This window comes from Bacillus sp. SRL337, assembly GCF_984799155.1.
The window spans coordinates 2475668-2487755 of the sequence record NZ_OZ481793.1 but is presented as its reverse complement, the minus strand read 5'-3'; the positions used below and the strand labels follow the sequence as shown (position 1 = coordinate 2487755).

Annotated in this window: 12 protein-coding genes; 10 read left to right on the top strand and 2 right to left on the bottom strand. The window is 40.6% G+C overall.

The features are described from left to right. Positions 1-679: 679 nt before the first annotated feature. From AC4E8A_RS12515 to AC4E8A_RS12500, 4 genes are all read left to right on the top strand, one after another. Complete coding sequence (locus tag AC4E8A_RS12515) at positions 680-1027, top strand: PadR family transcriptional regulator (protein WP_490193486.1); 348 nt, start codon at positions 680-682, stop codon at positions 1025-1027. Next, positions 1014-2012, top strand: a complete 999-nt coding sequence (locus AC4E8A_RS12510; protein ID WP_490193485.1) for an HAAS signaling domain-containing protein — start codon at positions 1014-1016, stop codon at positions 2010-2012. The genes AC4E8A_RS12515 and AC4E8A_RS12510 overlap by 14 nt, the downstream gene beginning before the upstream one ends. Positions 2013-2343: 331 nt before the next feature. Next, entirely contained in the window at positions 2344-3030 is a 687-nt protein-coding gene (locus AC4E8A_RS12505) for a response regulator transcription factor (protein ID WP_490193484.1), read from the top strand. Continuing rightward, entirely contained in the window at positions 3017-5089 is a 2073-nt protein-coding gene (locus AC4E8A_RS12500) for a HAMP domain-containing sensor histidine kinase (protein ID WP_490193483.1), read from the top strand. Before AC4E8A_RS12505 ends, AC4E8A_RS12500 begins: the two co-directional genes overlap by 14 nt. A 519-nt stretch (positions 5090-5608) precedes the next feature. On the opposite strand, the gene AC4E8A_RS12495 is transcribed toward AC4E8A_RS12500, so the two are convergent. Then, complete coding sequence (locus tag AC4E8A_RS12495) at positions 5609-6103, bottom strand: GNAT family N-acetyltransferase (RefSeq protein ID WP_490193482.1); 495 nt, start codon at positions 6101-6103, stop codon at positions 5609-5611. A gap of 200 nt (positions 6104-6303) precedes the next feature. On the opposite strand from AC4E8A_RS12495, the gene AC4E8A_RS12490 reads away from it, so the two are divergent. Both AC4E8A_RS12490 and AC4E8A_RS12485 read left to right on the top strand, forming a co-directional pair. Continuing rightward, a complete protein-coding gene (locus tag AC4E8A_RS12490; protein ID WP_490198860.1) occupies positions 6304-6582 on the top strand; it encodes an ArsR/SmtB family transcription factor in 279 nt (92 codons plus the stop codon). A 93-nt stretch (positions 6583-6675) separates the two neighbouring features. After that, the gene (locus AC4E8A_RS12485; RefSeq protein ID WP_490193481.1) at positions 6676-7059 is read left to right on the top strand and encodes a VOC family protein; all 384 of its coding nucleotides are present in this window, start codon (positions 6676-6678) and stop codon (positions 7057-7059) included. 186 nt (positions 7060-7245) lie between these two features. On the opposite strand, the gene AC4E8A_RS12480 is transcribed toward AC4E8A_RS12485, so the two are convergent. Then, complete coding sequence (locus AC4E8A_RS12480) at positions 7246-8250, bottom strand: DUF3231 family protein (RefSeq protein ID WP_490193480.1); 1005 nt, start codon at positions 8248-8250, stop codon at positions 7246-7248. 1158 nt (positions 8251-9408) lie between these two features. On the opposite strand from AC4E8A_RS12480, the gene AC4E8A_RS12475 reads away from it, so the two are divergent. The 4 genes from AC4E8A_RS12475 to AC4E8A_RS12460 all read left to right on the top strand — a co-directional run bounded on the left by AC4E8A_RS12475 (position 9409) and on the right by AC4E8A_RS12460 (position 12086). Beyond that, on the top strand, positions 9409-9747 hold the full coding sequence (locus AC4E8A_RS12475) for a hypothetical protein (protein WP_490193479.1): 339 nt from the start codon (positions 9409-9411) through the stop codon (positions 9745-9747). 218 nt (positions 9748-9965) lie between these two features. Next, positions 9966-10682 (top strand): GntR family transcriptional regulator, encoded by a 717-nt coding sequence (locus tag AC4E8A_RS12470; RefSeq protein WP_490198859.1) that lies wholly within the window; start codon positions 9966-9968, stop codon positions 10680-10682. Continuing rightward, complete coding sequence (locus AC4E8A_RS12465) at positions 10672-11292, top strand: sterol desaturase family protein (protein WP_490193478.1); 621 nt, start codon at positions 10672-10674, stop codon at positions 11290-11292. Before AC4E8A_RS12470 ends, AC4E8A_RS12465 begins: the two co-directional genes overlap by 11 nt. Before the next feature lie 302 nt (positions 11293-11594). Next, complete coding sequence (locus AC4E8A_RS12460; RefSeq protein WP_490193477.1) at positions 11595-12086, top strand: DUF2975 domain-containing protein; 492 nt, start codon at positions 11595-11597, stop codon at positions 12084-12086. Positions 12087-12088 lie beyond the last annotated feature (2 nt).

The window sequence follows — 12088 nt, the reverse complement described above, 5'->3', positions numbered from 1 at the left end:
CAGTAATTCAGGGATGCGCCTTTTTAGGTTTGAGGACGTTGGCTGTTGAACTATGTTTTATCTTTGTTAGTTCATCATCAATACACCAGATTAGCCAGACCGTGATGGAATCCCTCGGGTATGCCATCATCAAAATGCGATGCGAAACAATCCAAATCGCGAAGGAATCCGAGTGTTACTCCATCATTAAACCACAAACCAGCCCTGACGATGATAGAATCCCAGGGTTAACCCTCACCAAAGCCCCAAACAGCCCAGCCCGAAACGGAATTCCGTCACCGAAACCCAAAAGCACAACCCGTGATAGACTCCAGGGTTGACAGTATCAGCCCAGCACTAATTTCCGCAGGTCAAAGCTTTGAAGTGGGATCTTATCGATCACCTATATAAAATTGTTGGAAACGCTTGTGTTTACAGGCGTTTTTTTGTGTGAAGATGAAAGATTCCGTAACTGGCTACTAATTTCATACAAAAGGTGGATGTATTAAAAGCAAAAAAATAGATTCATCAATAAGAAGCCAGGTTGCCTCATTTTTCATCGGACTTGTTATTCCACTTAGAAGCTCCACACACCTTACATTCAAACTTCCCTAAAATAATGTTGCACATCCATTAGTGTATGACATATAGTATAAGTATAGTGTATGACACACAGTGTTGTGTAGGAAGAGGTGAATCAATGAGCAACTTACTGCAATCATTGTTGACAGAATTAAGAAGAGGGAACCTTACCTTAGCCGTATTAAGCCAATTACGTACGCCACAGTATGGATATTCACTTGTTTATCGGCTTGAGAAATATGGGATCAAGATTGAACAAAGTACTCTGTACCCACTCCTTCGCAGACTGGAAAAGCAGGAACTCGTGACAAGCAGCTGGGATACTTCAGAGACGAGGCCGCGAAAATATTATGTGCTCAGTGAGTATGGGATCGAAGTGTTTCAGCAGTTGAAAGAAGAATGGATCAAAAATTCGAAAGAACTGCATCAATTATTGGAAGGAGAGGAATACGATGAATCTGATTGATGTGTATATTGGCGAAGTAACACGCAGGCTGCCTGAGAAAAATCGTGAGGATATCGCCCTTGAACTGAGGTCTGCGATTGGGGACATGCTGCCGGAGGGACCTACGGAGGAAGATGTGAAAGACGTGCTTGCAGAAATGGGAAATCCAGCGCTCCTCGCAGGTAATTACAGTGAGAAGCCGATGCATCTGATTGGTCCGCGCTATTTTGATGTCTACATTTCGCTGATTAAAATGATTCTGCCGATCGCAGCCGCCATCTCACTGATCTCCCTTGTCGCCGAATATGTCTTCTCACCGGTAGAAGGAAGAGCAGTAATGGACATCATTCTTACTATCCTGGGTGAAGGGATTTGGAGAATTATTGAAGTAGGGGTACAGGTATTTTTCTGGATCACTTTGACTTTTGCCATCATCGAGCGTGCGGACAAAGGGACGGATCCTGTGCCGCTCACTTCTGAATTGAAAAAATGGACACCGGATGATCTGAAGAAGATTACGCATATCCCTAAAAAAAGGAGAATCTCCAAATATGAAGTTTTCGGAGGTCTCCTATGGACCGCCATTTGGGCGACGATTTATTTCTATGCTGATAAGCTTCTGGGCATATACGAAAATAATGGGGACGGGTTGGTCTTTGTCACCCCTTCCTTAAATCAGGAAGTATTAAATGGCTACTGGCCGGCAGTGATTGCTGTCATTGGCCTTGAAGTTGCATTGGCTCTTTACAAGTTAGTGAAGAAGCAATGGACAAAGAAACTGGCGATTTTCAACACCGTCTATGAAATCATTGCAACATTGGTGTTTATTATCATTGTGACGAACCCCAATGTGTTTCAACCGCCATTCGTTACCTATATCGCCGATTTATTCAACGTAAGTAACGACCAGTTAGTATCCCGTTTTGTCTGGGGATCAAGCGCTGTCTTTCTGTTCTTTGCCGGCTTGAACAGTTTTGAAGGTTTTAAGAAAATCAGAAAAGGATGATAGTGAAAGTGCCTTCTCAACAGAGTCGTGATAAGAGTTGAAAGGCGTCATGTTGAAAAATAGTGCCGTAAAGGATGATTTCTAGGAGTTCATAGAATCTTATCCAAGTGGTTCATACTAATGTAAATCGATTTAAAACGCCAAACTACTATAATCAGTTTGGCGTTTGGCATGTTTTTACAGAGTCCAGCTGAATGTGGACCTCTTGCAACACTAAGAAAATCTTAAGAATTTCATAAAGTATTTAGTAAGATTTGATTGATATGATTCTTTTAGATCCCATAGTGAAGAGGTGATGAATGTTGAAAAAAACACGTAGGAGTGAAGATCCGTGAACATATTGGTGTGTGATGATGATATAGCCATCGTCGAAGCGATAAAAATCTATCTGGAAAATGAAGGGTACCAAATATTTAAGGCTTTTAATGGAAGAGAAGCCATAGAAGTGATTAACGAGCATGAAATCCATCTTATCATCATGGATATCATGATGCCTGAGATGGATGGTATCCGAGCGACCATGAAGATTAGAGAAGAAAACAATATTCCCTTGATTATGCTTTCTGCCAAGTCAGAGGATTCAGATAAGATCATCGGCTTGAATTTAGGAGCAGATGATTATATGACCAAGCCGTTTAATCCGTTGGAACTGATTGCCAGGATTAAATCGCAGCTGCGCAGATATACAACCTTTGGAGGGCTTGAAACGAAGAGCCATGTATATCAGACCGGAGGCCTCATGATGGATGATGAAAGCAAAATGATTACAGTCGACGGGGAGGACGTTCACCTTACACCTGTACAATATAAGATCCTCAAGCTTCTGATTTCAAACGCCGGAAGGGTTTTCTCCATTGAGGAAATTTATGAGAAGGTGTGGAATGAAACAGCTCATAGTCCGGAAAATACGGTTTCCGTTCATATAAGGAAAATCAGGGAGAAGATCGAAATCAATCCAAAGGAACCAAAATATTTGAAGGTAGTGTGGGGAGTTGGATACAAAGTTGAAAAAAAATAGCCATTCACTCATAACAAAAATGATTGTATTTACGATTGCCGTATTAAGTTTAACAGGGATTGTGAAAGCATGTGTAGAGGTAGAAATCGTAAATGATGGAGACTTTAGCAGTGTAGGTGATGACAATTATTTTGAAAGCAGGACTTATGTTCAGGAAAGCGAAAGCCTGATTCGGTCACTCACGGCCTTAATAGAGGACTATAAAAACGAGGACTATATTAAAAGTGGGAAGACAATGGATGAGAGCGAATGGAAAAAGGAAGAGGAAAATTTATTTTTAAATTTTCAACAACAATCCAAAGGGTATAACCCGGAGGCCAGCAGAGAAAAAAATGAGGAAACATTCCAGCGGGAGTATGCAGATGAAATTTCTCAGGCAAAGGAAAGGATGATTAAGGAGGACTTAAAGGACTATCACTTCCTTTTGCAAAAGCTGGAAGATTATGAAGCACCGTTGTTTTACGCGAGTGATGGCCATAATATTTTTACTAATACAACGATGGCAGATAAAGAACAGTTTGAAAGCTATCCTTCTTACATGATTGTTGAAGAGTATCAACGCGATTTTTATCCAAATAAAGTGAAACAAAATGAATACTTATACCGGCTGACAGATCACCTGGACGACATGGATCCGGAAAATACAGTCATTTATATTGCTTTTTCGGAAGCCGATATACAATCTCAATTAAAAGAATGGGAAGCCAATAAAGCCATAGCTGCAGAAAACGTATACAAGATTACATGGTTCTTGGCAGGGTTTGTCCTTTCATTTGGCTATCTTGTACTGGTTATCGGAAGAAAGTTCATCAGGGATCAAGAGGTACACCTTCATGCAGGAAACAAATTATACAACGATATAAATCTCGTGTTATGTATATGCCTGACTCTACTTTGGGGCACGTGGGTGGAGGAAGTATCCAATCAAATTGATTTGTTTTTCTATCCTATAACGTTGCCAATTGCTGCAACAGGATTGCTGTTGTTACTGTCACTCGTAAAACACTTTAAAAATAAAACCGTTATCAAACATACCTTAGTCTTCAGCCTGGTCTATAGGCTCGTTACATTTGCAGGGGATGTCTATCGAAGCGGGAGTGTCGGTGTGAAAACGGTACTGATCGTAATCGGCTATCCGATAGTGGTTGCATTAACATTCTTTATGTTCCCGGTAACCATTGGGATAGCTGCCTGGTTTGCCTATAAAAAAATCAAATCCTTCAACATGATACAGGACGGGGTAGAGATCATTAAGGATGGAAATATACATCACCGGATCGAAGTGAATGGCAAAGGAGAGTTTGAAGCACTCGCTTCCAACATTAACAGCATCACAGATGGCTTGAATAAAGCAGTGGAGAGTGAACTCAAAAGTGAGCGGTTGAAAACGGAACTGATCACCAATGTATCCCATGATATAAGAACTCCTTTAACCTCCATCATCACGTATGTTGATCTGTTGAAAAATGAAAAGGACTCCACAAAGACTAAAGATTATATTGAAGTACTAGATCAAAAATCCAAAAGGCTGAAAATATTAACCGATGATTTATTTGAAGCAGCCAAGGCTGCCAGCAGAAATATCCCTGTTTCCTTTGAGAAAATCGATATTGTGTCCTTAATCACTCAGGGGCTGGGTGAAGTGAATGACAAAATAGTGAGCAAAGCGTTAAACTTTAAACTGAATCACCCTGAAGACAAGATCTTTGTCACTGCAGATGGTAAATTATTGTGGAGGTCCATCGAGAACTTATTATCGAATATATTTAATTATGCACTCGAGGGATCAAGAGTATATATCGATATTGAAGATGGAGGCAGCCAAATCCTTCTCACTTTCAAAAACATCTCAGCGGCTGAATTAAATATCTCAGCAGGCGAATTAATGGAGCGATTTAAAAGAGGGGATGAATCGAGAACGAGCCAAGGCAGCGGGTTAGGATTATCGATTGCCGGGAACTTGATTGAGATCCAAAAGGGGAAATTCACTATAGAGGTAGACGGAGATTTGTTCAAGGTCAGGATCTATCTCCCTAAGCATCCATATAGTAATGAGTGAGAGGCCTGTTGTTATGTTTGGTGATAAAAATAACACCGGTTCCTTCCATCTACTGAATGAATGAGAAACACCAGGGATCCCTGATTTGAAGGGATCCCTGGTGTTTTTCTCTAAATGTGTTAACCTGAAAACCCAAAACAAATGAACTAACGATATCATATTTTCACGCTCTATTCAGTAAAGGCCATTAGAGAAATTGGGACAAATGAACGTTTCAATTCGTAGCAGAAGGATAATCCCATAAAGATTCAAGAAACGTAGATTCGCAAACGATTAATTATTATGGCTGTTTTCGCATATATTGTTGCTTTCGGAAAAATCCCAAGTGCCGGATTTTTCCCCTGTATTCATAGGGTTTTACTCTCGAAAAAGAACGGGCAGCTCTTTTCTTTCCTGCTCACCGCGGTTTTAACGACGATTTACCAGGATATTAGTTGAAATTTATATTGAATAGCAACAAAGTTTACGAAAAGAGCCATTATTATTGGCTTTGTTTCAAAATCCCTGTTTCGATCAGAATCATAACTTTCTTCCGAAAATGACATATTCGTAGGGAAGGTTTGGGAAGAATCCATCGCTGAGTTCCGTCCAGCCTCCTTTTGTATAAAAGTTCACTGCAGCTTCATTATCTTTTCTCGTTGTCAGCAGTGCGTTTGATTCTGGTCGGTTTGCAAGCAATGTCTTCACTAGCTCCTTAGCAATTCCGCTTCTCCGGTATTTGGGATGGACCCCTAATTCAGCCAGTTCCATACAGTCTTCCATCCAATTCGGGTCCCCATTTAAATGACTCGACAATAATTCATGATAGTATTGGCCTTTGCACGAGGAGTACCCATATACAAATCCCGCGAGTCTTTTGTCTATGACAGCGAAGTACCCCTCAAAATTCGGATAATGAAAATGACTTGCGAATTGTTTTTGCATCTGTTTCGGGTCCGCTCCATAAAGGAGGGTATACAAATTGAGCATTTTAATGAAGTAGGCACTTCCGCTGGTGATGGGGATCAGTTCCATCGCTGCACTCCTTTCAAGGCAGGCTGCTTTAACCGAAATAGTGGTATGATCCTATTTTATGCATTCGGCCTGTGAATGAATACGAAACTTCTCCTTGAGACAACTTTCCGGTTTTTTTAAACAGGTGCAATAGGTGTGACAAGCAACTATAGGTTTGCTTATGCTTGACACGCAACCCTATAGTTGCCTATACTCGATATATGAATGGAAATAAAGACGCAATTTTTAAAGCACTTGGTGATTCTACCCGCCGGCTCATATTAGACGAGTTAACTGAACGGAACGAGCTGACCCTTTATGAGCTGACAGCACGGCTCATTATGAAGCACGACCTTTCGATTTCACGACAAGCAATAGCAAAACATCTTTCTGCATTGGAGGATGCGGGGCTTGTAGAATCCAAACGAAAGGGAAAATATCGTGTGCTCATGTTTAACAACGAACCACTGAAAAACCTACTGAAAGGATGGATCGAATAATAGCATACTGTCGCGAATGAAATGACAGATGTAGTTGTGTGGTTGGTTATCAATGGTGAGAGATTGTTTAGAAAAGCCTAGGAGGAAATCAAAATGAAAATCATTGTTACAAGTATATTCGTAGAAAATCAAGACAGGGCATTAACGTTTTATTCGGAAGTGCTCGGATTTGTAAAAAAGCATGATATTCCGACTGGGGCGCACAGGTGGATTGCGCTTGTTTCTCCAGACGAACTAAAGGGGACGGAGCTTCTTCTTGAACCCAATGATCACCCTGCCGCCAAGGAGTATCAACAGAAGTTATTTAAAGAAGGTATTCCAGTAACGATGTTTGGGGTGGACGATATTCAGGAAGAGTACCAGCAATTAGTTGAAAAAGGCGTGTCGTTTTCCATGGAACCAACCAAAATGGGCGATGTCACAATTGCTGTCTTTGACGATACGTGCGGAAACTTCATTCAACTTATTCAGCAATAATGACATGCCCAGGATTCGACTAACCTTCACCTTTGATGATCTTCTGAAATAGGAATTCTGCCCCTCTTTATGGCCGAAAGAAATCCAATAGCAGTCTACCTTGCAACTATAGACTGCTGTTATTTTTTATTGCCCTCCCGGATAAACAAAGGAAAGCGGGAGCCAGGAAAGCCCCGTCTCCAACCATTATACTTCTTCAGCAAGTTCTTTCCTGTTCGGCGCAAGCGGAGGTTGTTCTAACCACTTATTTTGTACCATCAAGTCAAACCAATTTTTTGTCACCATTAGATTTTTTAAAATTGTTCCTTCATATGCGGTCACAAGGTCGGTCCTCATAGCGGATGCAAGACCTGTACCATGATAGTTCTGGGCAGCTTGAAATAAAAATCCCATGTGATAGAGCATTAATTTATCGGAAAATGGGGAATCAGTGGAAGTGGTCACTTCTGTTTCCCAGGATTTCGGAACCGGTAAGTTATCGGCTTGCATGATCTTGGATAACGTTTTTATTTGTTGGTCAGAAGTATTCTGAGAATCCGTCAAAAACTTTCTTACTTCTTTGGTTTGAGCGACTTGACTGAATGCGATGGAAAGTGTTTTAGCCATAATGCTTTTTTTAAGATTGAAAGAGATACTGATGATTTCAGTTGCAGCTAATTTCCTGCCCTTGCCAAAAAATCCATCGGTAAAGTCCTTATCTGAGATATATTCCGGGTTTTTAGCTGGATAAAACAAAGGATCTCTCTGAAAGCTTCCCTTCTCGAGCAATAACTCAATCGTTTGATGATACATCTTTTTCGCATCATTATCGCAGGAATCATAAAAACGCCTCAAATCTTCCCTGACTGAAACAGCTAATGAAGTGGTATGTCCAAGCAACCCATGTAAAGTCATCGTATGTAAATAGTTTAGGCAGAAGATATCCGTAAACAACCTTTGTTTATCTTTAAAGAGATCCGATTCAGTAAATCCAATCGGGACTGGAAACCCCTCGCTTTCCAAAAAGGTGACAATTTGTTGTTTTTGTTTTCCAAATGTATTGATTGCGTTCTCAAAAATGGCTTTTATTTTCTCGTCTTCAACAATGGAGAACATATATCTATTCACCACATCTGTCATGGTCCCGTTAACATACTCTCCCCAAAGCGTCCCTATTTCGGAAGATGTCAATTTTAGGTTATTATCATCCATATTCTCACCTCAATGATTATTTTTTTTCAATAGAACACTTGCTATACTATGTTTTGAAACATTTGTATATCAGATGAAGGAGAAGAAAGATGAAGTGATTTTTGAACTGTCAGCTGTTAAAGTACTTCCGATTTGCAAATACTAGTTGTGTTTGTAGGGGGGAAGGGGAAAAGGTATGTGGAAACTCGTATACATATTTTTTGGTATTTTTAACGTCACCGCATTATTGATACCCAAAAAGCTGAATAGGATTGAAATTTATGCAACTTCCTTTTTCGCATTTACCTATGGTATTTCAACAGATATGATATTGGACCTGCATTATGGTTTTTACGGGTATTTTGGGGAAGGGTTTCAGTGGTTGGGATTTTTAGCTATACTATTGTACTTTCCATCGATCAGTATACTGTTTTTGAACCTTTATCCGATAGAAAGGAATAAATTAAATGAGGCTTTGTACATCATAGGCTGGACTGGATTTTCAGTTGCTTTTGAATGGTTTTGTTTACAAACCAAGTTTTTTTATTAGGCTCTTTTCGGAACTTTGTTGCTGTCTGATAATAATTCCGAAAGATAGTGGAGTAATGGGACGGAAAAAAACCTGTTTAACGAGAGAGAAAAGAGCTTCTCTCTTCGTTAAAAACGAAAAACTTAATATGCAGGGGAAAAATCCGGCTTTTGGGATTTTTCCGAAAGCAACAATATATGCGAAAACAGCCTTTTATTATGACGAATGGAAGCTTTGGTATTCTGCCTTGGCGTACCCCATGATATTTTTGATCCTTTTAATGAATTTAAAGTTTGTCCGAGTATTACTACGTCACCAATGATTATAGTTGGCCGGGTGATTTAAATGACTCTTTATGTAAACTTTTCAAATGCTATTTTGGTCATTCACCGGACATCCCCTGGTAGCAGGAAAGAAAAGAGCTGCTCTCCCTTTTTTTAGGGGGAATCCATGGAATACAGGGGGGAATCCGACCATTGGGGTTTTTCCAAAAGCAGCCATTTATGCGAAAACAGCCCACGAACCATTCAAGAAGTGCCCAGTATACCGTTGTCAGGCAAAACTAAGTCTAGAAACGTTTCACCTAATCCCCGCGGGGAATATAGACTATATATAATGATACCTTAGCTTTATAACCGGGAGGAGAACTCATGCAAATTAATCGGATGGTCAGAAGCTATATGATGCAGATCATGGACAGTGAAGATTTCTTGAAACATGTGGCTGAAACCGTTGAACGGCAGCTTCATGAGTGGGATGTCAGCTATAAAGTCCTGGTGATGAAGCTTAGGGATTATGAGCTGGTCATCAAGAATGCTGATCAGGATTACCAGGTCAAACTGAGTGAGCAGGAAGTCCAAGTTCTGCCTAGCACCGGGTTATTCAAACTCGATTACAAAATATGGACGGATTTAATCAAACAGGGGCTGGTCATCCAGGAAGGGTACGGAAACTACCTGGATACCGTCCTGCAAGAGGTACATGAATGAAGAGCTGTCTAAGGGATGGCTCTTTTTTTTTGGTAAAAGACCGATAGCCTGTCCCTGGTTAAGAATGAGGCATCCAAGGTTTTAACACAGACCAGGGGTCTCTTTTTTACTATATAGGATGGATGATCCGGGTACGTTATCAGAAAAGTTTGACATTTATACCCAAGGAGTCATATAGTGGTATTACCAATAATATTATTGGTAATACCATCAGAAGAATGGAGAGTGCTTATAAAGTGAAAGAACGTTCTTCGGATGTAATCGAGAAGCGCATCATTACGAAGATTCTGCGCGGGGAGTATGCCATGAATACCCCCTTGCTGCCGGAAAGGGAATTAGCCCTGGCCTATAGCGTGGGAAGGCCGACCATACGGGAGGTCCTCCAGCGATTAGAAAGAGATGGCTGGATCACCATTCGTCCGGGAATGCCTGCCCATATCAATGACTATTGGAAAAACGGGAATTTGATGACGATTGTAAAGATTCTCGAGTCCTATGAAGATATCCCTGACGCATTTATACAGTATATGCTCGAATTGCGAATTTCGCTGGCGCCAGCCTATATAACAGACGCTGTAACCCGTCAGCCGATTAAAGTCATTTCGTTATTCTCGGAGGTGGAAGAGTTGCAAGACGATGCAACAGCCTATGCAGAATTTGATTGGAATCTTCAACAACGTTTGGCGGGTCTGTCTTCAAACCCCATCTATTCTCTGTTCCTCAATAGTTTTAAAGACATTTATTTAAAGGTTGGAGAAAAATATTTTCGTCATCAAAGTCATCGTCACGTATCGAGAATTTATTACCATGCGTTTTTGGATTCGCTGCTTAAAAAGGATAGACAGGAAACGGAGCGGCTGACAAAGGAAGTGATGAAGAAAAGCCTTGAGTTATGGAAAGAGAAAAATAGGGAGGGTGAACATCGTGAAAAATAAAGGGCAGTTTCGTGACTTCTTTTTTCATTTTGATATTTTACTAATGCTAGCGATTTTCAGTGGACTGGCTGCTGCCTCAGTGATCACGGTACCCGGCTATTATGAATGGCTGTATCTCGGGATAGGACTGATCGTGTTTATGTTCAGTGAATATCTCACCCATCGTTTTCTTTTTCATTTGAAAGCCCCTGACAACCCTTTTTTCCTGAAATTTCTAAAGCGCCTTCATTATGACCATCACAAATATCCGAATGATTTAAAGCTGTTATTTTTACCCGTTTGGTACAGCATCCCTAATTTTGCCGTTCTGTCAGTGATCTTCTACTTTATTACCGGAACGGTACAGGGAACAGTAGCGTTCGGCCTTGGGTTGATCACTATGCTGCTTGTCTATGAGTGGAGACATTTCATTGCTCACCGGCCAATAAAACCGAAGACAAGATTTGGAAAATGGGTCAAAAAGACTCATACCCTTCACCACTTCAAAAATGAAAATTATTGGTATGGCGTTTCGACTCCATTTGTTGACGCTATCTTTGGCACATTGAAGGAACAGACAGATGTGGAGACCAGTCAAACCGTAAAAGATTTGGAAAAGAGAGCTAGATAAGGGTGATAGAGGGACAGAGGACTGAAGGGGTATATTTGGGAATACACCGTTTACAACTAAGCCAGGGTCCCTTTAAATAGTTCCAACCGGGTGAAAGGATCGGCGAAGCGAAAACAGCCTTAAAATACTTCAAGAGTTTAGAGCATTTCCCTGTACTGGGAAATGCTTTTTTATATGCTTTGGAGACGTTTTCTTAATCATAAATCAATAAATTAAACATAAATTATAATAAATATTTATTGAAAAACAATAAATAATGTGGTAAATTTCAAAATGACAATAAATTAGTGAGGTGTTTTTTTATGAAAGCAGGATCAACTCTTTTCTTGAAGGCGGCGGTTATTCTTATGGGAATTCCTGTTCTCGCTGTATGTATTTTTTTGCTGCCGCAAATAGTCACTGAAGCAGTTGGGTATGCAAAGGAAGGTTCAGAGCTGGCTTATATGATCCTTGGCGTTTTGTTTATTGTGTATGGATCTGCCATTCCTTTTTACTTTGTCTTGTATCAGGCATTCAAGCTTTTAAGCTTTATTGACAATAACCAGGCATTTTCGGACCTATCCGTGACAGCACTCAAGAAAATCAAAATCAGTACCATCATAATCAGCGGCATGTATGTGGCGACACTGCCGTTCGTCTTTATGATAGCCCAATGGGATGATGCTCCGGGGCTGGTCTTGATCGGAATGGTCATAGTCGGGGCTTCATTGGTCATCGCCGTCTTTGCAGCAGTCCTCCAACGGCTTTTACAGCAAGCGATAACGATTAAGTCAGAAAATGATCTGACGGTCTGAGG